Consider the following 24,626-nt stretch of genomic DNA (forward strand, 5'->3'; position numbering starts at 1 on the left):
CGGGGACGAGTTGTTCACCCGTCCCCTGGAAAGGCCGTCGGCGGGGGCGACGTTGCCGGCGACACTCTCCAACTCTGCAGCGACGCCGATCAGCCCTTGGCCGAGATCGGCACCGCCACGAAACGAGACGACCCACCCGAGCGAACCCGGATCAGCACGCTGCTCTTGTTGTCGGCCTTGGCGGTGTTGACCGCCTCCCGGACGTCGCCGGGGCTGGCGACGTTCTTGCCGGCGACCTCGAGGATGACGTCGCCCTCCTTGAAGCCCCGCTCCGCTGCGGCGCTCTTCGGATCGACGTCGGTCACCACCACACCGTCCTTGCCGGCGCCGGCGACCGAGCCGGCCGGTGCGACGGTCAGACCGAGCCTCGGCACCTCGGTTCCGCGGCCGGAGTTCCGACCACCGTCATCGTCGCCGCTGTTGACCTTGGCCTCGATCTGGTTCGGCAACTGGCCGAGCGTCAGGCTCAGCTCTTTGTCCGAGCCCTTGTGGATCACGGTCAGCTTGACCGTATTGCCCGGCGCGAAGCCGCCGATGGTGCGGGCGAGTTCGCGCGCATCCTTGACCGGCGTGCCGTTGACGGCGGTGATCACGTCGCCGGACTCGATGCCGGCCTTGGCGGCGGGGCCGTCGCGCTGCGGCTCGGCGACCAGCGCGCCTTCCGGCTTCTTCAGCCCGAGGCTATCGGCGATCTCCGGCGTCACCGGCTGGATCTGGACGCCGATCCAGCCGCGGCTCACCGAACCCTTGTCCTTGAGCTGCTGCACCACCTGCTTGACGGTCGAAGCCGGGATCGAGAAGGCGATGCCGACGCTGCCGCCGGATGGCGAGTAGATCGCGGTGTTGACGCCCATCACTTCGCCGTTGGTGTCGAACGCCGGGCCACCGGAGTTACCCTTGTTCACCGGGGCGTCGATCTGGATGAAGTCGTCATACGGCCCGCTGCCGATGTCGCGACCGGAAGCCGAGACGATGCCGGCCGTCACCGTGCCGCCGAGACCGAATGGGTTGCCGACCGCCAGCACCCAGTCGCCGATCCGAGGCTTGCCCTCGGACAGCTTCGCGAACGGGAAGTCGGTGCGGCCTTCGACCTTGATCAGCGCGAGATCGGTGCGCTGGTCGGTGCCGATGACTTTCGCCTTGTAGCTCTTGCCGTCATCCATCGTGACTTCGACCTTGTCGGCGCCGTCGACGACGTGATTGTTGGTCACCGCATAACCATCGGCGGTGATGAAGAAGCCGGAGCCCTGCCCGGTCATCATGCCGCCGCCGCGATGGCCGCGCAGGCCCGGCGGCAGCTCACCGCCGAACCGACGGAAGAAGCGCTCCATCGGCGAGCCGGGCGGGAACGGCGAGTCTTCGCCGCGCTCACTGCGGTCGTCGTTCTTCGCCACCTTCTCGGCGATGTTGACCTTCACCGAGATCACCGAAGGCTTCACCTTCTCGACGATGTCGGCAAAGCCGACCGGCTGCTGGGCCTGATTGACCTTGTTGCCGACCTGCGCGTGGGCCGGCGTGCTGAACAGATCCGCCGAAGCCGGAGTCTGCGACAGGCCGAACGCACCCGCACCAAGGCCGGCTACCACCGACGCCATCAGCGCGAATTTACGCGCCGAAAATACGGAACGGCGCGCCGCCGGACGGAACGGCTGCGAGTGGGCATCGATACGGCGGTCAGTCATTCAGAGAGTCTCCAGAACCATGAATTCGGCGGTGCGCGATCTTGCGCTCCATGGATCTGAAGATGGGGGCTCGCGCCTTACCGCGCGCTGGCGGCGGCATTAAAGTTTCGTAACGCGGCGGTATTCCGGCGCGACGCATGGTCGCGATCCGCCAACGGCTTCGCTCCCGGTTTGTCAACACTCGTACATTTGTGTCGGGAATGCGATCCCAGCGTCCGGCGCAGCGCGCCGCCGCAACCACGCAACTACCTGATATATCTTTGGATTTAACGTGGCCTACTTCTTGCCAAGGCGGAGATCAAGGACGCTTTCTGCAGCGTCGTGCGATCATCCAGCTAACAGGAGAGCGTCTTGGCCAATATTACCTTCTCTTCGCCCGTGATGGCGAAGGACGTCACCGTCTATGCCGTCGCCGGCGATCGCGGCACCATCCTCGCCGTCGCGAAAGCCCACAAGATTCCGATCCCGTTCGATTGTCAGGACGGCGAATGCGGATCCTGCCTGGTGCAGGTCGAGCACTTCAATCCGAAGGCCAAGTCCGCGGTCGCACTGACCGAGAAGGAAAAGGAAGTGCTGCGCCAGCTCGGCAAGATCACCAAGGAGGAAGTGGCCAACGCCGAGGTCAACGATATCCCGCCGCGCTACCGCCTCGCCTGCCAGTGCTTCGTGCGTAATGAAGACATCATGGTGCGGTTCGAGGGCGACAAGACCCAGCCGCAGAAATTGGCGGTAACGCCTGCCGCGGCGCGCTACAAAGGCGGCCTGGAGATCAACACGCTGCCCGAATTCTTCAGCTACGCCGCGAAAGTCGAGGACGACGCAGCCACTCACTACGACACGCTCGCCAAGGCGATGGCCGAGGCTGGCAACGAGCCCGTCGCCAAGCTGTTCGCGCAGCTCGCCGACTTCTCCCGCCTGCATCTCGCCGAGGTGAAGGCCCGCGCCGGCTCGATCGACGTCACCAAGAACGTGCCGCCGGACTACGCGTGGCCGGACCATGCGACGCCCGAGCGCGCCGCGGTCTGGGCCTCGGACAACACCCTCACCCGCCTCGGCGCGCTGAAGGCGGCGCTGCAGGGCGAGCGCCGCGGCTACGAATTCTATCGCGCGGTCGAAGCCACCACGAAATCGTCGGAAGTCGCCACGGCGGCGAAGGAATTCGTCGGCGAGGAAGCCGAGCACGTCCACATTCTCGAGGCCTGGATCACCCAAGAGGAATGGGCGCTGAAGCACGCCAAGGCGGCGGAAAACGCCTGAACCCAACCAGCAAAAAGACGGCCGCCGTCACACCGACGGCGGCCGAACAGCGAAGGATCATCACATGGAAACGGTCGAAGAGTTTCTGGCGCACTCCATTCGCCTCGAACAAGAGGCGGCGCTGCGGTTCGGTCAACTCGCCGACGCGATGGACAGCTGCGGCAACAAGGAAGTCTCGAAGCTGTTTCGCCAGCTCGCGGACTACTCGCGCATGCACCAGGCCGATGCCCAGGCGCGTGCCGGATTTCGCGATATCCCGCAAATGGAAGCCGGCGATTTCAAATGGCCCGGCGTCGAGAGCCCGGAGACCGCGGCGATCTGGGGCACCGATCCGTTCATCGGCCGCGACCTCGCGCTGCAGATCGCGCTCGAAGCCGAGACCGGTGCGTTTGACTGGTACAAGAACGTGCTCGACACCACCGACAATCCGGAAATCAGGATGCTGGCGAAGGAGTTCGTCGAGGAGGAAAGCGGCCACGTCGCCGAGTTGCACCGCTGGATCGCTCTGCACAAGGCCGGCAAACCACTGCCGATGGAAATCGTGCCGTTCTGAGCTCGCGGCTCACGGACGCCTGCAGACGAGATCGAGGCGGCGCTGTGCCGCTGCGACATAATGCACGACGCATCAGGAACTCGGCCTGAGGCCATGGGTTGACGAGCTGTCTCTGCGGGGGAACCCGATGTACAGCCCGTCCCCATGAACATCTTCGATCCCAAAGGTCCGGTCGCGTACGGAAACTCGACCATCCTGATCGATTCCGTCCTGATCATGCTGGCGATCGTGGTGCCGACGATCGTGGCGATCCTCGCTTTTGCATTCTGGTTTCGGCACACCAACACGCGCGCGAAGTATCAACCGGACTTCGCCTATTCGGGGCGGATTGAGCTGGTCGTCTGGTCGATCCCGCTGCTGACAATCATGCTGCTCGGTGGCGTTACCTGGATCGGAGCGCATCGGCTCGATCCGGCGGCGCCGGTCGAGGGCACCGGCAGTCCCATTCGAATCCAGGTCGTCTCGCTGGATTGGAAGTGGCTGTTCATTTATCCGGACCAGCGCATCGCGACGATCAATTCGATCACCGTGCCTGTCGGCGCATCGCTCAAATTCGAGCTGACCTCTGCCAGCGTGATGAACGCGTTCTTCATCCCGCAGCTCGGCAGCATGATCTACACCATGAACGGCATGGTGACGCGGCTCGCCCTGCGCGCCGACAGCGAGGGCAAGCTGCAGGGATTGTCGTCGCATTTTAGCGGCGACGGCTTTCCCGACATGATGTTCGACGTCCATGTGGTTTCGCCGCTGGCCTTCCCCGAATGGGTCGAAGCCACCGCCAAGAGCGACCGCGTGCTCGACGCCGACAGCTACAAGACGCTTTTCAAGCAGACCACCGAAAGCGGACGGCCGACCTATCGGCTCGGCGATCCGCTGTTGTTCGATGCGATCAGCACCCAGAAGATCCCGCCGCAAGCGGGCCCGGTGCCATCCAAGGAAGCTGCGCCTTCCTATCTGCAAGCCAACTTCGGAGCCAACGCGATATGCTCGGCAAGCTCGACTGGTCGGCCATTCCAATTGATCAACCTATCCCGCTAATCGCTGCGGCGGTCGTGCTGGTCGTGATCCTGGGTGTGGTGGCATGGGCGGGGATCAAGGGCTACTTCCCGTATCTCTGGCGCGAATGGATCACCAGCGTCGATCACAAGCGGATCGGCGTCATGTACGTGCTGCTCGCCATGGTGATGCTGCTGCGCGGCGGCACCGACGCGATCATGATGCGCGCCCAGCAGGCTATCGCATTCCAATCCCAGGGCTTCTTGCCGCCGGAGCACTACAACCAGATTTTCTCCGCGCACGGCACCATCATGATCTTCTTCGTCGGCATGCCGTTCATCATCGGCTTGATGAACTTCGTGGTGCCGCTGCAGCTCGGCGTGCGCGACGTGGCATTCCCGACGCTCAACTCGGTCGGGTTCTGGCTGACGGCGAGCGGCGCCCTCCTCGTCAACATATCGCTGGTGGTCGGCGAGTTCGCCCGCACCGGCTGGCTGCCGTTTCCGCCGCTGTCCGAGCTGAGCTACTCGCCCGGCGTCGGCGTCGACTACTACGCCTGGGCGATCCAGATCTCGGGCATCGGCACGCTGGTGGCCGGCATCAATCTCGTCACCACCGTGCTCAAGCTACGCACCAAGGGCATGACCTATTTGCGCATGCCGATGTTCTGCTGGACCACGCTCGCCTCCTGCCTGCTGATCGTCGCAGCCTTTCCGATCCTCACGGCAACACTCGCGATGCTACTGCTTGACCGCTACCTCGGCTTTCATTTCTTCACCAACGAGGCCGGCGGCAACATGATGATGTTCATGAACCTGATCTGGGCGTGGGGCCACCCCGAGGTCTACATCCTCGTGCTGCCGGCGTTCGGGGTGTTTTCCGAGGTGGTGTCGACCTTCTCGAGCAAGCCGCTGTTCGGCTATCGCTCGATGGTGCTGGCGACGATGGCGATCTGCATCATTTCGTTCATGGTGTGGCTGCACCACTTCTTCACCATGGGTGCCGGGGCAACCGTCAATGCGGTGTTCGGCATCGCCAGCATGATCATCGCGGTGCCGACCGGGGTGAAGATCTACAACTGGCTGTTCACGATGTATGGCGGCCGGGTGCGCTTCGAGACGCCGATGCTGTGGGCGGTCGGCTTCATGATCACCTTCATCCTCGGCGGACTCTCCGGCGTGCTGCTGGCCGTCCCGCCGGCCGACTTCATGCTGCACAACAGCCTGTTTGTGGTCGCCCACTTCCACAACGTCATTATCGGCGGCGTGCTGTTCGGCGCATTCGCCGGCTATACATACTGGTTTCCCAAGGCGTTCGGCTTTCGCCTGCACGACGGACTCGGCAAGGCCGCGTTCTGGTTCACGCTGGCCGGCTTCTACGTCACCTTCGTGCCGCTCTATATCGCCGGTCTCATGGGCATGACGCGGCGCATGCAGCACTACGACGTCGCGGAATGGCGACCGTGGATGGTGGTCGCCGGCATCGGCACCGCGATCATCGCGATCGGAGTCGTGCTGCAACTCGTGCAGTTCATCGTCAGTATCCGGCAACGCGAGCAGCTGCGCGACCGCACCGGCGACCCGTGGGACGGCCGTTCGCTGGAATGGGCGACGGCGTCGCCGCCGCCGGTGTTCAACTTCGCGGTCTATCCGGACGTCACCGGAGAGGATGCCTATTGGACCGCGAAATCGACGGCGCGCGAGCACGGAGAGGAACAACCAAAGCAGAACTACCGGGACATCGAGATGCCCCGCAACTCGCCGACCGGCATCGTCTGCGCGTTCTTCGCCACCGTCACCGGCTTCGCGCTGATCTGGCACATCTGGTGGATGGTTGGGCTGGGTCTGGTGGGCGCGTTCGCCACCTTCGTGGTGTTCGCTTGGCGCGACCGAGAGGACTACGTCATTCCGGCCGACGAGGTGAACCGGATCGACGCGGAGAATATCGCGGAGCGTCGCCGGGCACTGGACTTTGCGGGGAGCCCGGCATGAGCGACGCCGCCCTCTCCCACGGTCACGCCGACCCGCATCATTTGGGCGGGCTGCAGGCCGCCTCCCAGCAGACCGGCCCGGCGCCGAAGCGGATCGTCACCGGCTACGGCTTCTGGATCTTCCTGCTGTCCGACATCATCATGTTCGCGTGCTTCTTCGCGGCCTATGCGGTGCTGTCCGGCGCCACCGCGGGCGGGCCGACGGGAGCGCAGCTGTTCGATTGGCGCAATGTGGCGATCGAAACGCTGCTGCTGCTGTTCTCCAGCTTCGCATGCGGGCTAGCCAGCATCGCCGCCGCGGTCGGCAGCCAGCGCTGGTTTCAACTCGCGATGCTGGCCACGGCGATCCTCGGTGCCTGTTTCCTCGGATTGGAAGTCCGTGAATTCGTCGACATGATCGCGCGCGACGCCGGCCCCACCCGCAGCGCGTTCCTGTCGGCGTTCTTCACGCTGGTCGGATGTCACGGCCTGCACGTCACGGCCGGCCTGCTGTGGCTGCTGACGATGATGGCCCAAGTCTACGCCAAGGGCTTTCGCGCCGACATCCGCCGCCGTCTGCTGTGCTTTTCGCTGTTCTGGCACGCGCTGGACATCATCTGGGTGGCCATCTTTTCGATGGTGTATCTTCTCGGGAGCCGCGCATGAGCGAGCCGCAGTTGCAGAACCTCGACCACAATTACGACGTCGCACCGGGCGACGAGGACGAAGTCCGCGTTGCGCCGCGGTTGTGGGGCTATGTGGCGGGGCTCGGCCTGTGCCTGCTGCTGACCGCGACCTCTTTCTTGATCGCCGGCACCGATCTGGTGTGGCAGCCAAGTATCCCGGTGGCGCTCGGCGTGCTGGCGATCGCCCAGATGGGAGTGCAGCTGGTGTTCTTCCTTCACCTCACCACCGGCCCGGACAACACCAACAACGTCCTCGCGCTGGCATTCGGCGTGTTGATCGTCGTGCTGGTCGTCGGCGGATCGATCTGGATCATGGGGCATCTCAACGCCAACATGATGCCGACCGAGCACCTAATGCGGAACATGAGATAATCGCGGTCGCCGGATCTAACCTTGAGCGGGGCCGACGCTATCGGCCACGCGAGCACCTCGGGTGCCGATCGGCCGCGGGTGGCCGGTGGTCGTATCGCGCGCGGTCTGGTGCTCCATCTCCGCGTCGAGCTCCGCGCCGAGCAGGATAACGATGGCAGAAATCCACAGCCAGGTCATGAAGCCGATCACGGCGCCAAGCGAGCCGTAGGTCTCGTTGAAGTTTCCGAAATTGGCCGCATAGAACGAGAACAGCCCGGACGCGAGCAGCCAGCCTAAAGCCGCCACGACACTCCCCCAGGAAATCCATCTCCAGCGCGGCGCTTCCCGGCTCGGCCCATAGCGATAGACCACCGCGAGCGCGAGCGCGAGGATGACCAGCATGGCGGGCCATCGGCCGAACCGAAGCATCAAATCGCCGAAGCTAGAGAGCCCGACCCATTCCAGCACGACGGGCACGATGACGATCGACGTCAGCGCCGCCGCAGCGAGCACGATGCCACCCAGCGTGAACGACAGCGAGATCGCGTTGAGCTTGATAAAGCTGCGCTTCTCTTCTTCGCGGTAGACGATGTTGAGCGTATCGAACAGCGACTTCACGGCGGCATTAGCGCTCCACAGCGAAATGACCAGCCCGATGGCAAAGGTGAAGCCGAGGGTTTCGGCGCCTTTAGAGGCAACGCGTGTGAGCTGATCGCGGGCAATTTCGATAGCCCCGCCGGGCAAAACACCACCGAACTGATCGACATGTTTGGCGATGCTCGACGCATCGGAGAACACGCCGTAGATCGCCACCAATGCGGCGAGCGCCGGGAAGATCGCCAGCAGGCTGTAATACGTCACGCCCGCAGCCAGCGACAGGATGCGGTGAGCCGAGATGTTCTGGAACACCCGCAGCAGGATATCCTTCCAGCCGCGCAGAGGGATTTCAGACGGCGCGGAGGCCGACCGGCCACGGTCGCCGTGCTCAGGAGCGCCGGCCCGAACGTCGTCCGAGGGCGACGCGAACTGATCGTTCTGCCCCTCGCCGCCAGTCTCTCGACCAACCGTTGGCAAGCGCCGACGATAGTCCCGCAGTTCCGCCGGACGTGGCAGAAGCCGGTCAGCAGCCGCCGAGAACGCGATCACCAGCGCTACCCGCCCCCAACTCATCCCGTGCAATCGTGAGCCGGACGCGCGCCTGCTGATTTCGGTGTCGGACATCGCCCTCGGTTCCGTGAAGCCTGGATGTCCTGCAACGGCTCACGCGGGCGGATCGTTCCTTGCATCGCGAAACAGAGGCGATCGAAGGCTCTCAGGCTGTCGAGATGAGAAATCCGCGCCCGGAGCGAGGAAAGCCGAAGCCGGCTTGAGCCAACTTCAGCTTGCTGTCTTAGCGTGTCACCTAGTCGCGAAGCGCTTTCTCGATCCCGCCTTTGCGGTATTGGATGTCTGCATTCGCGACCCTCACCCCTTCTGCGATGATCGCCACGTCTAGGGTTAATTTTCTCATGCCTGAACAGGCCATCGGGTGAGTTCGGAGCCTATCGCACGGCGATAAGAGACTTCGTTAAAACGAACCTTTCGCGCTCGATGACCGAATCCGGGAAGAGTTCGGCCATCGCGGCGGCGTCGAGCAATTGCGCATCTGCGAGGATTTCCCTGGCTTCATCGACATTTTTGGCGCGGGGGTAGAAGCCACAAGCGCGCGCTCGCACGATGCCGACGCGCCAAGGTTCGGGCAGCCAATGGATGAACGGCGTACGAAAATGGGGCTCGATCGGAAACCAAAAATTAGGCGTCTGGACATAGTGCCGAGGCGCGATTCGGCGAATCTCGGCTGCCATGCGCTTTTGGTTCGACCAGTTCCCCACATGCTCAATAACAGAGTTCGAATAGACCAGATCGAACGCAAGATCCTTGAACTGAGACAGATCGCAGGCACTGGCAGCAATGCTCACGAACCGGGCATCAAGAACCTCTTCTGACGTCAGGTTGATGAGCGTTACATGGATGGCACGGTCGGACCACAGATCCGACAAGGCATTCCAATGCTCCATATTGCCACCGACATCGATAATCCGGCAGGTTCCGTTTCGAGCAATGATCTCATCCGCGATCGCGATAAATCTCGTGAAACGCTTAAGCCGAAAACGGTTGCGATACACATCGGCCGGTGCTGTGCCCAACATTGATTGCTCACGCCAGTTGAAGGTTTTGAACGCATTCTGAATTACAGAACTAACACATAACTCTTTTACAACAGGTTCAAAGGCATCTTAGAGGTTGGTCAGGAGCCATGCCTTTTGGTGCGTGGGATGCCAGAGCTATGCGATCGCGACGAAATATTCTTGGAATTGACGTTCTGGCTGCAACACATGCCGACGCGGTCCGCACGCTTGACGAGTACATCAACACCAACGCAACTCCACTCGTAACGTTTCTCAACGCGAATGTATCGAACATCGCGGCCAAAGACCCTTCACTGAAGCGAGCGCTCGACCGGAGCCTGGTATTGAACGATGGCATTGGCATAGGACTGGCTTCTCGTTTGCTCTATGGCTCTGACTTCCCAGACAATTTGCAGGGCACCGATTTCGTCCCGGAGTATCTCAAGGAGACCAGCCGAGTATTTCGCATCTTCGCCTTGGGAGGAATCCCGAGCGTGGCCGAGCGGGCAGCCGAGGTCTTGAAAGACGCCGCCCCACAGCACGAATATGTCGGATCACATCACGGGTTCTTCGATCCGAAGGAGATTGCAACGTTGCAATCGATCATTCGTGATTCAGACGCCAACCTCATCCTGATCGGCATGGGAACGCCATATCAGGAGAAGTTGGCGGATCGACTCGCCGGAACGTTCAATGGCGTTTCGATCATATGCGTCGGCGGTCTTTTCGACTTTCTTTCCAACAACAGACCGCGAGCACCATTGTGGATGAGACAGTTGCGCTGCGAGTGGCTATTTCGACTCGCGATCGAGCCACGTCGTCTGTGGCGACGCTACCTGATCGGAAATGTGATCTTCATGGCGCGTTTGGCAAGCGCTTACGGCCGGGAACGATGAGTTTGAGCAGATCAGCGAGAGACAACGTGACGATCAAGCTCGCCGTGAACAACGTCGCCTGAGTCAGTAGGACAAGTGTCTCAGAGACTCCCTCCATCGACACCAGCGAACAAACACCCAGCAGCGCGCCAGCAGCTCCGGTGATGCCGATTGCCGCCATCCAATCGATCGGAAGAGTATGCAGCCTTCGCCCGATCACCGCGGAGACGACGAACGCCGCACCATGGCCGATCATAAGCGACGCCGCGCCGCCGGGGGCTCCGTAACGCGGGGTCAGGATGACCGCAAACAAGGCTGAAGTCGCTACAAACACCACCGCAATCAGAAGCTCGAGGAAAGCGGCGTTGGTGAAGTAGATAACCTGCGCGAAATAGAAACTCCGCAGCATCATAAATCCGAATGCAACGGCGAAGAACGGAACGATACCATCTGCAAGCCCGGCAAATTCGGCGCCGAGCAGCAAGGTGAATATTCGATGACCAAACAGAACGAAGAATGTGACCCCGAAAGCCGCCGCAACCACGCAAGCTCGAAAGGACGAGCGCATCACGGCCTCGGATTCGGCCGGGCGCCCCTCATCGGAATGCCTTTTGGCGACAGTAATCAGCGCGAGCGCGATTGATTCGCCGACAACCATGTAACTCTGCCGCATCATGTCGGCTACGACGCCATAAGGCCCGAGGACTTCGTTGCCGACATAGTGCGAGACCAGAAACCGATCGATGGATTGGCCGAGCGCAAAGACCCCGAATGAAAAAATGAGGGGCCAGCCGTATCGGAAAAGCCCGACCAACGCGTCCGATGAAGGTTCCACACCGCGAAAATCCCGCAGCCTCAGGAGGCTCGGGACTGCGGCGAGCAGATGCCCCAATGAAACACCAAAAGCGAGCATCATCGCCGATGGCTGCAATAGAAGCGCAAGGTAGCCGAGCAGGAACACGAACAACGCTCGACAAACCATGCCGATCGCCACGGTCTTGACCTGCAGTCGTGTCCGGCTGACCTCAATGGCAGCCTCGTAGATCGTCATACCTGCGAACAGGGAGATCAAAGACGCGATGAACGACAGATCCCAGGAAACGAGCCTGCCGAGCGCGACCAACACCACGGCCACGATGACCATCGATACGGCCACAAGCCGAATGTAGGAGGCGACGAGAATGCCTTCTTGCGACGAGCGATAGACCCCAAAATACGCGAACTTCATCCACTGCGTGCCGAAGCCGTAGATGATGATCGCCCACGCAAACACCAGAATGTACGAGCCGTACTCTGCCGGGCCAACGAGACGCGCAAACACCGCAACCGAGAGAAGATTGCCGACTGCGGCGACGATCCGAGATCCGAAGTACAGGACCATGTTAGGTTTTTTCATGGTTTGATACGGCTACCGCTATCAGAGTCAGTTCTAGGCTTGTTATCCTCTACAGCTCTTTCGCTTTTCTTCTGCTTGCCTGAATGTCAGCCTGCAAGCGTGCCAGCTCCGCGCAACACCAGATGACATGTTTAACATTTGATGAAGACGCAGCCAGGATCCCATGCGCATTCTACAAATTCTGCACACTAATCAACGCGGCGGGATCGAGACGCTCGGCACGATGGTGGAACAGGGTCTTACGTCCCATGGTTTTGACGTCGAAACCATCCATATGCTTTCGGCCACGGGTCTCGGCGCTCCCCGCAAGGCTTTGGAGGTGGCGAAGTTCGCCACGAGGCTCCTCCGGGACGACCACGACGCCATCATCGCATATCAAGCAACAGCATCCGTCTTGACCGGGGTCTGCGGCTTCCTGCGAGGATGTCAGTATCGGATCGTCCACCAGACCGCCATTCCCTCGGAGACCGCATGGCCGGTCCGGCTCGCGGACAAGATCGTCGGGACACTTGGCCTTTACACCGCCAATATCGCGAACACTCAATGCACGGAGCGCGAGTTTCGCGATTATCCGGCAACGTATCGAAAGAACTTGATTCTGATCGTCCATGGTCTCGACGCGCCGAAAGGCGAACGGAGCCGTTACGAGACGCGCCAGCGCCTGGGAATTCCGCAGGAACGAAAGACAATCCTCAACGTCGGACGTCTGAGCGCACAGAAGAACCAGCTCATCCTCGTGGATGCACTTTGTCGCGTCGACGACGCAATGCTCGTCGTGGGCGGCTATGGAGAGGACGCTGATTTCTCAGCTTTTATGAATCGCGCGACATCACTTGGTGTTGCGGATCGCGTGCTTGTCACAGGCCCACTCCCTCGGGCTGAGATCCTGGACCTCTACAGGGCATGCGACGTGTTCGCGTTTCCCTCGACCTGGGAGACTTTTGGTCTGGCCGCCGCGGAAGCAGCCATGGCCGAGATCCCGTTGCTGGTATCGGACCTGCCCGTCCTGCGAGAAGTCCTCCAATCAACACAACCGCTTGTTTCTTTTCTGCCGGTTGATGACGTCGCAGCCTGGGCTGCTGCCATCCAGACGGCGTTGTCGGCGCCTCCCCCACCGGAACTCCGCGCCGAGTTCAGCGAGGAGATCCGCACCCGGCTCTCTGTGGACACGATGATTGGCCACTATGTCGAACTGTTGAGACCAAAGGCAGCGGCCCCGCGGAGCGAACCGTGAGATTTGCGATCGCTGCAGTCCTGTTAGTTGCGTGGGTGGCCGGAGCTCAGGCCACCCCGTTTCACAAGGGAGCAAGCCTCCAAATCTATACGTTCCCAGCTTTGAGGGACGGCCGTTATGAAGATGATCCATATCCCGCTCGTACCGACGCCTTTGCCCACTTCCAGATCGCGCAATTGCGCAGTCTCGGCCTCGACCACGTTCGCCTGCCGGTCGACGTCGGACCGCTGCTCGACGATCCGGACGGGCAGCAGTGGCGGCAGTTCCGCCTTCCTTTTGTAACCCTCGTGCAACAACTGCACCGCGCCGGGCTAGGGACCATCGTGACCCTTGTGGCGCCCTCGCGGGCAGGAGGAATTCCAGAGGACCAGCTCGATGGTCTAGGGGGCCCACGTTTTTCCCGCTACGCGGCATTAGCCGAGCAGTTTGCGGCCGAGCTATCCAACCTGCACTTCGACGCACTCGCCCTGGAGCCGATGAACGAGCCGCAGCAAATGTGCGTCCGGACTGGCGACGTCGACTGGACGGTCTACCAGGACGTTCTGGTCGACCGGCTGCGTGGAAAGGCCCCTCTTCTCTGGTTAGGTCTCACGGGCGGTTGCTGGTCCAAGATCGAAGGTCTGAGCCATCTGAAGTCGGAGTCACTGCAGCGCCCCAAAACCTTTATCAGCGTGCACTTCTACGACCCGTTCCTTTTCACGCATCAGGGCTCCGACTGGACGTTGGATATTATGCCGCTGATCTCTGGGCTGCCCTATCCGGTTCGCCCCGACATACGGGACGATGAGGTAGCCCGGGTGCGTGCAAGGGCGGCCACAAAGGCGCGAGACAGGCTCGCCAGCGAGCAGCTCCTGGCCAGCGCCAATGCGGCAATCGATCAATATTTTCGACACGATGGAAAGACGGATTCAATCCAGCGAAAGCTCGCAGAGCTGGACGCCTGGTGCCGTCGCAACAAAGTCACGCCCGAGCGGATCATCTTTACAGAGTTCGGCGCCACCAGGTCCGGAGTGGATCGAGACGACCGCGTCAATTGGCTTCGCGACGTTTCGAACGCTATCGAATCACATGGCTGGGCATGGACGTTGTGGGTGCTACGCGACGGACCTTTTGGCCTTGATGACGCTCATGGACAACTTGATCCCGCGCTGCTCCGATCCGTCGGGCTCGCCTCCCCTTGAAGGTCTAGCACCTTGAACAGGAGCGCTTCTTGCTGGGAACCGGGATCCGCCCATCGTCCTGTGCAGCGCCGCGAGGTTGGCAGACTTGACCAATTCTTCAACAATCTCCGCCAAGATGGCCGACACAATGCCAGTCGCTAACGCACCGGAAAACGATCGTTCGGTAAGACCGTCGTCGCTCGGCCAGCGACGAGTCGCCGAGTTGCTCAACCAAAGCGGCTTCGAAATCGCGGCGGCTGTGGTCGTGTGCCTCGCTCTCGCGTTCGCCTACCTGTTGTTTTCCACGCCGAAATACACCGCTTCAGCACGCATTCTGCTCGACCCGACCGGATTGCAGATCGTTGGAACGGATCTCGCAACGCCGGGCGGACGCGACACCAATTCCATCGAGGCCGAGAGCCAAGTCTACGTCATCACATCGGGTGATGTGCTCGCGGGCGTCATTGCCAAAGAAAAACTCGATACGAACCGCTATTTCGGCACGCGACCACGCGGCCTCCTCAGCTCGGTCCTGGTCGGGCTAGGTGTATTGAGCCCAATAGAACCGCACATGATGGCGCTGCGCGAACTCGAGCGCGCCGTCACTGTGTCCAGGAACGCCAATTCGTTCGTCATTACGATCAACGTTCAAACCGAAGACCGCGACACTTCGGCGCGGATCGCAAATGCGATCACCGATGTCTATCTGCAGGATCAGGCGCGTGCGCAGGCCGAAACCGCGCGTCGGACGGCAGCGGCACTGGATGCCCGTCTTGGGGCTCTGCAACTTCGCCTCCACGAGGCTGAAGAGCGGTACGAAACATATCGTCGCGAGAACGGAATTGTGATTGTTAACGGGCAGCCGCTGCTCGAACAACAAGCTCGCGACAGCGCCGGCTTTGTCAGTGTCGCAGAACAGAAGGTCACCGAGCTCCGCTCGGCGCTTGAGCAGATCCGCAAGGCGGGCGGCGGAGATCTCGACAATCTTCCCGAGGCTTTTCGGGGCGGCTCGCTCGAAACTCTGAAAAACCGATATGCCGCCGCACGGCAGGCCGAGACCAACATCTCCGCCCTCTTGGGCCCACGTCATCCGGACATGGTGACCGCAGCGTCGCAAACGGCTGAGGCTCGGCAACTGCTGACGCAGGCCATCCAGAGCGCCATTCAGTCCACCGTGGCAGATTTGGACCGCGCACGCTCGACGGCGGCAGGTCTCAAATTACGCTTGGGAACGACCACCCGGGAACTCGACGCCAGCAATGAAGCGTCGGTGAAGTTGCGGGAACTCGGGCGCGATGTCGAGGCCAGCCGCAGAATCTATGAGGCATTCCTCAATCGCTCGCGCGAACTCACCGAACGAGAGCGCCTGGACGCATCCAATGCCAGGGTTATCAGCCGCGCGACCCGGCCGATTGATCCCAATGGTCCGCCTGCTCTGCTAATTATCTTCGCAAGCATCATCCTCGGCCTTGGCCTCGGCGTGACCTGGGCTTGGGTGCGCGGACAGTTCCTCGGACCGGCCGCCGCCATCCGAAAACAATGACCGAGATCAGCGCCCAATCAAGCTCGATCGATGGCCGCCATAATCTAGGAACGATCATCGCCGTCGGCATCGTGATCTCGGCGCTCACCTTCAATCTTGTTCTCAGCTTCGTCAACGCCAGCATTTCCCACGTCAGTTCTGGAGCGGTGATCGCGGTCGAGCTGCTGCTGATAGGCGCAGCCACGCTGATGATACTCAATCGGAGCGAGAGCTTTCTGATCGTCAGCATCGCGGTGAGCGCCTGGCTCATCTTCGAGATGCTGATCCGATATCAGTACGACCCAAAGGCATTTCGTGACGCATTCATCCCGATCATCTTTTTCTATCTCGGTCGAAGCTACGCGTCTCCCGCTTCGGCAGACCGGCTGGTCACTATTGCAATTCTAATAGTCGTAGCCGGCGCGTTGTTCGAATGGATGTTTCTTGACGTGTTTCTGAAGTATGTTGACGTGATCGGATACTATGTAGCTCGTGGCAGCGTCGACGCTAGCGCCTCGACCGGTGCGCCGGGCCTGTTCATCAGCGGTCTGCGGTTCGAGGGGCGAACGCTGCTGCCGTTCCTCGGTGAGCACAGAGTATCTTCGGTGTTCCTTGAACCGGTGTCTCTGGGAAACTTCGGAGCGATTGCTTTTGCGTGGACATTGCTTCGTGACCGCCGAAATCCAGTGGCGCTTATCGCCAAGACGATCGGCATCGCGGTCATCCTGATCCTCGGTGACGCACGCTTCGGCTTCTATCTTTGCGGCGTAGTTCTTTTGACTTATCTGATCGCGCCGATAGTGAGGCCAGCAATGGCGTTCGCACTCCCCTTTCTGGTTGTGATCGGCTTGTTGTGGTACGCAGGTGCGATGGTCGGCGTCGCATGGGACAATACGACGACGGGGCGATTTTTGCTCAGCGGCCAATTGTTATCGACACTTGATCTCGGCCAAGCACTCGGCCTGAAGATCACGACGATCGACTTCGACGATTCGGGTTACTCCTACATGCTCTCGCGGTTTGGAGTGGTCGGGGCAGCTTCTCTTTGGGCGCTCTATGTCTTTGGGAGCCCAGCCGAAACCATGGAATCCTGGCGGTTCAAGCTCTTCGTGTGCGTGTACCTGGTCTTGCTGCTGTCGATCAGCACGTCATCCGTGACCATCAAGACCGGCGCCCTGCTCTGGTTCCTCGCGGGCAGCATCGCGACCGGCTATCGTCCTGCGCCGCAAGCCTTGCATGAATGAGCCGCGCTCGAATAGTTACCGACATGGCTCTTTTCAAGTGACCGAGCGGTGGGCCCTCCTGAGCCTTTGTTCGTGTCTCCGTTCGATTCTCTCTAAGATTGATTGAAAGACCGAACGATCCCCTCTTCGGGTTTGCCGGCACGCGATCATAGCGATTCTGACAGCGTCAGTGACCGACCAGGCGCAGTCGGAAGCTCCAACCTTGACAGGACGGAGCCTTATCAGGGCTATTGGTTTAGCGACCGACGGTTCCTGGACGTGATCGGCCAAGACCGCCCGACGAAGCCGAGCAACGCGCCACGCCGAGCTGGAGCAACCGACGTGGCTGGCATAACGACAACCAGGCACCCCAAGCGTTCAGTTGATCAAGAGACAGTCCAATGATGCGCCTCCTTGGTCGATCCAGACGTGCTGATGAATCGACAGCCGTCAATTTGATCGTCAGTGAAGCCCCGGATTTCGACTTCCTGTCGGAGGAGTATCGATCGCTGTTTTCACGAAGCAGCGCTGCCCCATTTCAAAGTCCATTGTGGCTGGATCGCATCTACGCGGAGCTTATGTCCGAACGTTGCGCGCGCCGCTTGATCATCACGATCAGAGAGGCGGCGAGCCATCGTTTGGTCGGCCTGATCCCATTGATGGTCGAGCGCTATCTCGGCATTAGCGTGGCAACATTTGCTGACTGTGGGGTGAGCGACTATTGCGTGATTGTCGCAGCCACGGAGGATCTGAGTTCATTCCGCAACAATGCCGCCCTCAAATTGCAACTTAGGCGAACTCTCCGCACATGCGACCTTTTGATCGTTCGGAAGGTTCGGGAGCCGGAATTGGCGGCGTTCGACATCCTCGGATCCGTGAGACGAGCCCCTTTGGGATTGGGCGCTCATGCCACTGCTCTGTTCGGATCATTCGAGGATTGGCGCGTGCAGGTCATGACGCCACGGCAGCGTCGGTCACTCGACAAGAAGCGTAGAAGCATCGAAAGAAAAGGCTGTCTCAGGACCGAAACGATCAAGGATCCCGATCAGATCATCGCAGCACTCGATCAAATTCAGGAGTTTCGCAAGTCGAGATTCAAGGACACCGACAAGCGGAATCTGCTCGACGAAGAACGCTATTTTCGATTCTATTGCGACGTTGCGCACGATCCGATGTGCCGCGCTTATGTCATGACGCTCGATGACCGGCCGGTCAGTATTGCCTATGGCATGGCGCGAAACGGCAGGTTTCATCTGCTATTGACCGGATTTGATTCAGTGAACCACCGAAATCAATCCTTGGGGCTTCTGGTCATCGAGGATGCGATCAGGGACTGCATCTCCCGGGGTGACGACGAGTTTGACCTGACAATCGGTGATCAATCATACAAGCGCCAGTTTGGGACAGTCGAAACATCGATGTGGTGGATCCTATGCCACTTCGGATTCGTGGGCCGAACGCTGTCGTTCTTCCTGGCGCGCTATCCGCGTCCCTTGGCGCTTGTGCGACGATTCGCGCGCTTGTCCGGTTTCCGGACTGATCGTGCTCCCCGGCGGGCGGTGTAACTGGCCGGTCGTGGAGCCGCTCGCGAGCGAGCGCATCAGAGCGGGATCTTCATCGACGAGAAGACCGTCAGTTGAGGCTCTACAGCTAGCCGAGTTCGTCAAAGGCCGAAGTGCTTCAATCAATCGATGAAGTGCACAGACCAAGCGATCGAATTCACGCTTTCTGGTCGTCCTCGACCAACAAGCGCTGCAACCGCGCCTGCTCGTCGGCGCTGAGTGGCACCGGCGTGTCGGCAGTGATGGTTGCGGTCGGACCACGCCGGCGGATGTGCATCCACAGACCCAGTCCGCCGCCGAGCAGCACCAGCGGCGGGACCAGCCACAGCACGAGCGTGTGCGTCTCGAACCGCGGCTTGAGCAGCACGAACTCCCCGTAGCGGGCGACCAGATAGTCGAGCACCTGCTTGTTGCTGTCGCCGGCGGCGATCCGCTCGCGGACCAATAGGCGCAAGTCCTTGGCGAGCGTGGCGTCGGAATCGTCGATCGACTGGTTCTGGCAGACCATGCAGCGCAGCTCGCGCGACAACTCGCGCGCGCGGGCCTCCTTGGCCGGATCGGACATCACTTCGTCGGGCTGCACGGCGTATGCCAGCGGCGCAGACAGGGCGACAGCGACGACGACGAAGGCCGCGGCGATCAGCTTGCGCATCGTCCTACTCCGCCGGCTGCAGCGCGCGCTGCGGTTTCGCCGGCTTCGGTGCGCCGACGCGAAGCCTCCGATCGGACAGCGACAGCAGACCGCCGAACGCCATCATCAGAGGGCCGATCCAGATCAGCAGCACCAGCGGCTTGTGATAGATCCGGACCGTCACGGCGCCCTCGGCGTTGATATCGCCGAGCGAGACGTAGAGCTGGCTGAAGCCGCGGCTCAGCAGCGCCGCCTCGGTGGTCGAGGTGCCGCGGGTCGAGAAGCTGCGCTTCGATGGCGTCATCACGCCGATCGGCTTGCCGCCTTCGCTGACCGAGAACACGGTCTGCAGTTCGCGGAAATTCGGGCCCTGGCGCTGAACCGCCCCTTCGAATTTCAGCTCGTAGCCGGCGAGCCGCGCGGCATCGCCTTCCTTCATGGCGGCGATGTGCTCGCTGTTCCAGGTCGTCTCGCAGACGATGCCGATCAGCGCGACACCGAGGCCGGCATGCGCGAACATCGTGCCCCACGACGAACGCGGTAGGCCGCTGGCGCGGCGCCAGGCGATCGACGGGGAATTGCGCAGCAGCCCGATGCGCTCGACGATATCGACCAGCGCGCCGATGATCACGAACACCGCGAGCCCGATCGCCAGCGGCGCCAACACCGCGCCGCCGGTCGTCCAGGCGAACACGAAGGCGATCACCAGCAGCGCGACAACGCCGGCGGCGATCAGCCGCTGTGCAGCGCCGAGCAGGTCGCCGCGCTTCCAGGCCAGCAGCGGCCCGAACGGCACCGCCAGCATCAGCGGCACCATCAGCGGGCCGAAGGTGAGATTGAAGAACGGCGCGCCGACCGAGATCTTGTCGCCGGTGACGACTTCCAGCGCCAGCGGATACAGCGTGCCGACGAAGACGGTGGCGCAAGCGGTGGTGAGGAACAGATTGTTCAGGACCAGCGCACCTTCGCGGGAGATCGGCGCGAACAGCCCGCCCTGCTTCAGCGACGAGGCGCGCCAGGCAAACAGCGCCAGGCTGCCACCGATGAACACGCACAGGATCATCAGGATGAACACGCCGCGCGACGGATCGGTGGCGAACGCATGCACCGAGGTCAGCACGCCGGAGCGCACCAGGAAGGTGCCGAGCAGCGACAGCGAGAAGGTCAGGATCGATAACAGGATGGTCCAGACTTTCAGCGCGTTGCGCTTCTCCATCACCAGCGCGGAGTGCAGCAGTGCGGTGCCGGCGAGCCACGGCATCAGCGAGGCGTTCTCGACCGGGTCCCAGAACCACCAGCCACCCCAGCCGAGTTCGTAGTAGGCCCAGTACGAGCCCATCGCGATGCCGAGCGTCAGGAACATCCACGCCATCAGCGTCCACGGCCTTACCCAGCGCGCCCAGGCGGCGTCGAGCCGGCCTTCGATCAGTGCCGCGGCGGCGAACGAGAACGAGATCGAGAACCCGACATAGCCGAGATAAAGCAGCGGCGGATGCACCGCGAGGCCGATATCCTGCAGCACCGGATTGAGATCGCGCCCCTCGATCGGCGGGTTTGGAATCCGCAGGAACGGGTTCGAGGTGATCAGGATGAACAGATAGAACGCGCTGGCGATCCAGGCCTGCACCGCCAGCACATGGGCGCGCAGCGACAGCGGCAGATTGTTGCCGAACAGCGCGACCATGCCGCCGAACAGCGCCAGGATCGCCACCCACAGCAGCATCGAGCCTTCGTGGTTTCCCCACACGCCGGTGATCTTGTAGAGCAGCGGCTTGGCAGAATGCGAGTTCTCGTAAACATTCACCACCGAGAAGTCGGAGGTGACGTTGAGCCACACCAGCGCGCCGAACGACAGTGCAACGAACGCGAACTGCGCCAGCGCGCTCGAGCGCGCCACGTTCATCAGGCCGCCGTCATTGAGCCGGGCGCCGAGAATCGGCACGGTCGACTGGATCAGTGCCAGCGCGAGCGCCAGCACCAGCGCGTAGTGACCGGCCTCGGCGATCACTTGCCGGGCTCCGCGGCGTTGGCGGAGGCGGCACCGGGCGCCTTCTTCTCGTAATCGTCCTTCCAGTGGCCCTGCTTCTTCAGCGCGTCGGCCACTTCCTTCGGCATGTAGGTTTCGTCGTGCTTGGCCAGCACGGTGTCGGCCTTGAAGACGCCGGTGTTGTCGAGCGCGCCTTCGGCGACGACGCCCTGCCCTTCGCGGAACAGGTCGGGCAGGATGCCCTTGAACGCCACCGGCACGCTGGCGTCGCCGTCGGCGACCTTGAACGACACCGCGAGTTGCTCACCGCGGTGCAGCGAGCCAGGCTCGACCACGCCGCCGAGGCGGAAGCGCTTGCCGACGCCGATATGCTGCTCGAACACCATCTTGGGCGTCGAGAAAAACACGATCGAACCGCGCAGCGCGTTCAGCACCAGCCCCACCGCAATCGCGAGCACCACGCCCGCACCGCCGATCATCAACAACCGCCGCTGCTTCCGCGTCATTGCCAGATCCTGTCCCGGGGCCGTAAATCCACGCTTCGATCCCAAGCGATGCTTGGCGGACAATTCTGTCGGAAAAACCGCAAGCGCACTGATTTCTCCCTCACCCGTCGAGCCCGAGGGTCTTGAGCCCCTCGTTGAGTTGCTTCAGCCGCTCGGCGTTGCCGGCCACTGCCTGGCGCGCTTGGGCCTGCGCGCTTTTTGCCTTGTCGGCTTCGCCCAGCACCATATAGGCGCGCACCAGGCGCAGCCATCCTTCGACATCGTCGCCATTCTGTTTCAAGCGGGTCGCGAGACGGTCGACCATACCGCGGATCATCGCGCTGCGATCGGCCTCACTCATGTTCTTGGCCGAGGCGATGGTTTCGTCGGGCAGTGCCGGCAGCGGTGTTCCCTCGACGCGGGCGAGTTGCGCCTGCAGCATCGGCCGCCATGGCGCATCGGCCGGCGCCTTGTCGAGCATCGCCCGCCACATCACGGCGGCGTCCTTCGGCCGGCCATCTTGCTCGGCAGCGAGCCCGAGGAAGTAGCGCGCCTTCACATCGTCAGCGTTGAGCGCCACCGCGCGCTCGAACTCGGATTTCGCCTCGGCGGTGACAACGCCGCCGGCGGACATCGCCAGCACCTCGCCGAGATCGGCGTGGCGTTCGGCGGTCTCGCCCGCGTAGGATAGCGAATTGCGATAGGCGCGCGCCGCATCGTCGAGCCGGCCGAGCTTGGTCAGCACCGGCGCGAGCACGGTCCAGCCGCGGCCGTCGGTCGGGTTCTTTTCAAGATGCGCCTCGACCTGCGCGACCAGATTCTCCAGCGGTTGCGACGCGCTCGCCGTTCTGGTGCGCTGCGCCAGCGGATCGTCGGCCATCATCGGCGAGCCGATCGGCAGATACACCGCGAGCGCCAGTACCGGCAGCCCAAGCAGCGCCAGCACCGCGACACCGCGCCGCAAGCCACGGCGCGAGGTGGACGGGACGGCACGCTCGGCATCGGCGCTGGCGAGCAGCCTCCGGCCGATCTCGACACGCGCCGCTGCCGCCTCCGCAGGACCGATCAGCCCGACCTGCGCGTCACGATCGACTTCCGCGAGTTGGTCCTTGTAGACCACGGCCTCGCTGCCCTCGCGCTGCCGCGCCGTCCCGCGCCCGAGCGGCCACAGCACGGCGAACACCGCGATGGCCGTCATGATCGCGAACACAAACCAGGGCGACATGCGAGGAGGGTTCCGGGTGAGAATGCGCAAGCGCCCGCCGCGGCGCCTTCAAACCGGCCGGGTTACACCATGACCGGACCGGTGGCGCAATTGACAATTGCGACACTGGAATACGGCAGGCCGGCGCTCAAATTTTGATATGAATCAAGGGATTTAGTCTGAATACCGGGAGTGGACGGATCGAGTCCCGTTTCCGGTGACCTTCCCGGGGAGACCGAGACCGGGAGAATGTGGCCGCCACTTCATCGCGGTCGGAATGTCCGAGAGCGCGGACGAGACGGCTCGTTTCAAGAATGTCCTAAGCTATTGCTGCTCTCGCTTCGGCCTCGTCGGCCGACGAGGCACCCCATCCGGCATTGCAGGGCGCCCTAGACGAGCGTGGCCCTTGCCAGCCCGTAGACCATGCGCCCGGTCATCACACGGTGCATCGTCGCGATCACAGTCCCGATCGCACCGGCCCGCGCCGGACCATCGGTCTCTTCTTCGATGCGCCAGCGATGATCGAAGGCGGCGATGTCGGCGGCGTGCCTCATGCTGGACTGGAACGGCGATTTATCCGAGCGCCCGCACGACGTCTTGCGCACCGACACGTGATGTCGTCCGAGGCGCGCCATCAAGGGGCTGCAGTAATCGAAGATGATCTCGGTTGGCGCGCGTGATGCGCCGCGGCACCGGGCGATGGTTCTGAACAAAGCCTCCACCCGCTCGGGCGTCATGTACATCGATACGCCTTCGCAGGTGACGATGAGCGGACGATCCGCGGTCCCGTCCAGGGCCCTGGACCAGTCGGTGCCGTTCAAGTCCGCGGCGATCGAACGCGATGAGTCCGTATCCGGAATGAGTTGGCGACGAAGCGCCGTCACCTCCGCGAGATCCAGGTCGACCCATTCGGCGCACGCCATGTCGGTGATCCGCGCCAGCCGGGCCAGGCGTGTGTCGAGCCCGCTCCCCAGACTCACACCATAGCCGTCTGGATGAGCCATGAAGAAAGCCGCCGCCCGGCGATCGATCCAGTCGGATCGCGCAATCGCGCTCTCCATCGACGCCCTATCGCTCTGGAACCGGGTCAGATCAGCGTCGATCTGTTTCGCGATGCGGCGCGCCTCCGGATCGTCGTGATGGTTCCGCGGCAGCCGGTGCGGCGGCAGTGCGCGAGCGGCCAACGGAATAAGTAGCGTCTCCGCCACGCCGTGCAGAGTGTCGGCCGAGATCCTTTCAGGCATGCGGAAAGCCATCTGGTGCTGGATCTCGCGACGCCATCACCAGATCGAGCGCCTGTGTGATTGCAGCTTCCATGTCGCCGGCGATGATCATCGGAACCGGAAACGTCTTGGCCATGCCTTCAGCCCGCGCCTGCCACGCGGCCCGCGTGGCTTCGTCCTGTTCGACATAGACGAACCCGCGGCAAACCTGCACCAACGCCATCAGGTTGGTCTTGAACCACAAAGCGCGGGTCTTGCGATCCTCATGGCTTTCGGACGCCTCGTCTCCATCCGCGCGCGTGACCAGGACGAACGGTCGTTCTCGCCCGATCAACCATTCCAGCGCCGCATGATAGCGCTCGATCCGACCCGGCGTGCCGATCGGCGGCGGGTTGAAGACGACGACCGGGTCTCGTCCGAGGTCCATCAGATCCTTGACGTCGAGAGGGCTGTTCATCGGGC

General features: G+C 62.1%; 22 protein-coding genes. 12 read left to right on the forward strand and 10 right to left on the reverse strand.

Features of this window, described 5'->3' with window-relative positions:
* Nucleotides 1–89: 89 nt before the first annotated feature.
* Nucleotides 90–1,682 carry a Do family serine endopeptidase gene (locus LPW26_RS00540; RefSeq protein ID WP_238732280.1) on the reverse strand — a complete coding sequence of 531 codons (1,593 nt, stop codon included), beginning with the start codon at nucleotides 1,680–1,682 and terminating at the stop codon, nucleotides 90–92.
* A 351-nt stretch (nucleotides 1,683–2,033) separates the two neighbouring features.
* On the opposite strand from LPW26_RS00540, the gene LPW26_RS00545 reads away from it, so the two are divergent.
* The 6 genes from LPW26_RS00545 to cyoD all read left to right on the forward strand — a co-directional run bounded on the left by LPW26_RS00545 (nucleotide 2,034) and on the right by cyoD (nucleotide 7,515).
* Entirely contained in the window at nucleotides 2,034–2,939 is a 906-nt protein-coding gene (locus tag LPW26_RS00545; RefSeq protein ID WP_238732281.1) for a 2Fe-2S iron-sulfur cluster-binding protein, read from the forward strand.
* A gap of 64 nt (nucleotides 2,940–3,003) precedes the next feature.
* The gene (locus tag LPW26_RS00550) at nucleotides 3,004–3,492 is read left to right on the forward strand and encodes a ferritin-like domain-containing protein (RefSeq protein ID WP_238732282.1); all 489 of its coding nucleotides are present in this window, start codon (nucleotides 3,004–3,006) and stop codon (nucleotides 3,490–3,492) included.
* Nucleotides 3,493–3,636: 144 nt separating this feature from the next.
* A complete protein-coding gene (locus LPW26_RS00555) occupies nucleotides 3,637–4,530 on the forward strand; it encodes a cytochrome ubiquinol oxidase subunit II family protein (protein WP_238732283.1) in 894 nt (297 codons plus the stop codon).
* Nucleotides 4,476–6,479, forward strand: a complete 2,004-nt coding sequence (gene cyoB / locus LPW26_RS00560; protein ID WP_238732284.1) for a cytochrome o ubiquinol oxidase subunit I — start codon at nucleotides 4,476–4,478, stop codon at nucleotides 6,477–6,479. Before LPW26_RS00555 ends, cyoB begins: the two co-directional genes overlap by 55 nt.
* Nucleotides 6,476–7,123 (forward strand): cytochrome o ubiquinol oxidase subunit III, encoded by a 648-nt coding sequence (cyoC, locus tag LPW26_RS00565; protein WP_238732285.1) that lies wholly within the window; start codon nucleotides 6,476–6,478, stop codon nucleotides 7,121–7,123. Before cyoB ends, cyoC begins: the two co-directional genes overlap by 4 nt.
* Nucleotides 7,120–7,515, forward strand: coding sequence for a cytochrome o ubiquinol oxidase subunit IV (gene cyoD / locus LPW26_RS00570; RefSeq protein WP_238732286.1), 396 nt, complete (start codon nucleotides 7,120–7,122; stop codon nucleotides 7,513–7,515). The genes cyoC and cyoD overlap by 4 nt, the downstream gene beginning before the upstream one ends.
* Nucleotides 7,516–7,530: 15 nt before the next feature.
* Here the strand turns inward: cyoD and LPW26_RS00575 are convergent, their stop codons facing one another.
* Together LPW26_RS00575 and LPW26_RS00580 are read right to left on the reverse strand one after the other, a co-directional pair.
* The gene (locus tag LPW26_RS00575) at nucleotides 7,531–8,715 is read right to left on the reverse strand and encodes a YihY/virulence factor BrkB family protein (protein ID WP_238732287.1); all 1,185 of its coding nucleotides are present in this window, start codon (nucleotides 8,713–8,715) and stop codon (nucleotides 7,531–7,533) included.
* 320 nt (nucleotides 8,716–9,035) lie between these two features.
* On the reverse strand, nucleotides 9,036–9,683 hold the full coding sequence (locus LPW26_RS00580; protein WP_238732288.1) for a methyltransferase domain-containing protein: 648 nt from the start codon (nucleotides 9,681–9,683) through the stop codon (nucleotides 9,036–9,038).
* Nucleotides 9,684–9,790: 107 nt separating this feature from the next.
* Here LPW26_RS00580 and LPW26_RS00585 point away from each other — a divergent pair, with 107 nt between their 5' ends.
* Complete coding sequence (locus tag LPW26_RS00585; RefSeq protein WP_238732289.1) at nucleotides 9,791–10,558, forward strand: WecB/TagA/CpsF family glycosyltransferase; 768 nt, start codon at nucleotides 9,791–9,793, stop codon at nucleotides 10,556–10,558.
* On the opposite strand, the gene LPW26_RS00590 is transcribed toward LPW26_RS00585, so the two are convergent.
* Entirely contained in the window at nucleotides 10,518–11,918 is a 1,401-nt protein-coding gene (locus LPW26_RS00590) for a lipopolysaccharide biosynthesis protein (RefSeq protein WP_238732290.1), read from the reverse strand. The two genes, LPW26_RS00585 and LPW26_RS00590, sit on opposite strands and share 41 nt — an antisense overlap.
* Before the next feature lie 178 nt (nucleotides 11,919–12,096).
* Here LPW26_RS00590 and LPW26_RS00595 point away from each other — a divergent pair, with 178 nt between their 5' ends.
* The 5 genes from LPW26_RS00595 (at nucleotide 12,097) to LPW26_RS00615 (ending at nucleotide 18,637) form a co-directional block, all read left to right on the forward strand.
* Nucleotides 12,097–13,167: a glycosyltransferase family 4 protein gene (locus tag LPW26_RS00595; protein ID WP_238732291.1), complete on the forward strand. Its 1,071-nt coding sequence runs from the start codon at nucleotides 12,097–12,099 to the stop codon at nucleotides 13,165–13,167.
* Nucleotides 13,164–14,348 carry a glycoside hydrolase family 5 protein gene (locus LPW26_RS00600; RefSeq protein ID WP_238732292.1) on the forward strand — a complete coding sequence of 395 codons (1,185 nt, stop codon included), beginning with the start codon at nucleotides 13,164–13,166 and terminating at the stop codon, nucleotides 14,346–14,348. The genes LPW26_RS00595 and LPW26_RS00600 overlap by 4 nt, the downstream gene beginning before the upstream one ends.
* An 85-nt stretch (nucleotides 14,349–14,433) precedes the next feature.
* On the forward strand, nucleotides 14,434–15,870 hold the full coding sequence (locus LPW26_RS00605) for a GumC family protein (RefSeq protein ID WP_238732293.1): 1,437 nt from the start codon (nucleotides 14,434–14,436) through the stop codon (nucleotides 15,868–15,870).
* Complete coding sequence (locus LPW26_RS00610; RefSeq protein ID WP_238732294.1) at nucleotides 15,867–17,093, forward strand: surface polysaccharide polymerase; 1,227 nt, start codon at nucleotides 15,867–15,869, stop codon at nucleotides 17,091–17,093. Before LPW26_RS00605 ends, LPW26_RS00610 begins: the two co-directional genes overlap by 4 nt.
* Nucleotides 17,094–17,473: 380 nt before the next feature.
* Nucleotides 17,474–18,637: a GNAT family N-acetyltransferase gene (locus LPW26_RS00615; RefSeq protein ID WP_238732295.1), complete on the forward strand. Its 1,164-nt coding sequence runs from the start codon at nucleotides 17,474–17,476 to the stop codon at nucleotides 18,635–18,637.
* 154 nt (nucleotides 18,638–18,791) lie between these two features.
* On the opposite strand, the gene LPW26_RS00620 is transcribed toward LPW26_RS00615, so the two are convergent.
* The 6 genes from LPW26_RS00620 to LPW26_RS00645 form a co-directional block, all read right to left on the reverse strand.
* A complete protein-coding gene (locus LPW26_RS00620) occupies nucleotides 18,792–19,286 on the reverse strand; it encodes a cytochrome c-type biogenesis protein (RefSeq protein ID WP_238732296.1) in 495 nt (164 codons plus the stop codon).
* Between the two features lie 4 nt (nucleotides 19,287–19,290).
* Complete coding sequence (locus LPW26_RS00625; RefSeq protein ID WP_238732297.1) at nucleotides 19,291–21,273, reverse strand: heme lyase CcmF/NrfE family subunit; 1,983 nt, start codon at nucleotides 21,271–21,273, stop codon at nucleotides 19,291–19,293.
* Complete coding sequence (ccmE, locus tag LPW26_RS00630) at nucleotides 21,270–21,758, reverse strand: cytochrome c maturation protein CcmE (protein WP_238732298.1); 489 nt, start codon at nucleotides 21,756–21,758, stop codon at nucleotides 21,270–21,272. Before ccmE ends, LPW26_RS00625 begins: the two co-directional genes overlap by 4 nt.
* Before the next feature lie 100 nt (nucleotides 21,759–21,858).
* Nucleotides 21,859–22,962 carry a c-type cytochrome biogenesis protein CcmI gene (gene ccmI, locus LPW26_RS00635; protein ID WP_238732299.1) on the reverse strand — a complete coding sequence of 368 codons (1,104 nt, stop codon included), beginning with the start codon at nucleotides 22,960–22,962 and terminating at the stop codon, nucleotides 21,859–21,861.
* 368 nt (nucleotides 22,963–23,330) lie between these two features.
* The gene (locus tag LPW26_RS00640) at nucleotides 23,331–24,185 is read right to left on the reverse strand and encodes a class I SAM-dependent methyltransferase (protein ID WP_238732300.1); all 855 of its coding nucleotides are present in this window, start codon (nucleotides 24,183–24,185) and stop codon (nucleotides 23,331–23,333) included.
* Nucleotides 24,178–24,621, reverse strand: coding sequence for a hypothetical protein (locus LPW26_RS00645; protein ID WP_238732301.1), 444 nt, complete (start codon nucleotides 24,619–24,621; stop codon nucleotides 24,178–24,180). Before LPW26_RS00645 ends, LPW26_RS00640 begins: the two co-directional genes overlap by 8 nt.
* Nucleotides 24,622–24,626 lie beyond the last annotated feature (5 nt).

This window comes from Rhodopseudomonas infernalis, from assembly GCF_022271405.1.
GTDB classification, from domain to species: Bacteria; Pseudomonadota; Alphaproteobacteria; order Rhizobiales; family Xanthobacteraceae; genus Rhodopseudomonas; species Rhodopseudomonas infernalis.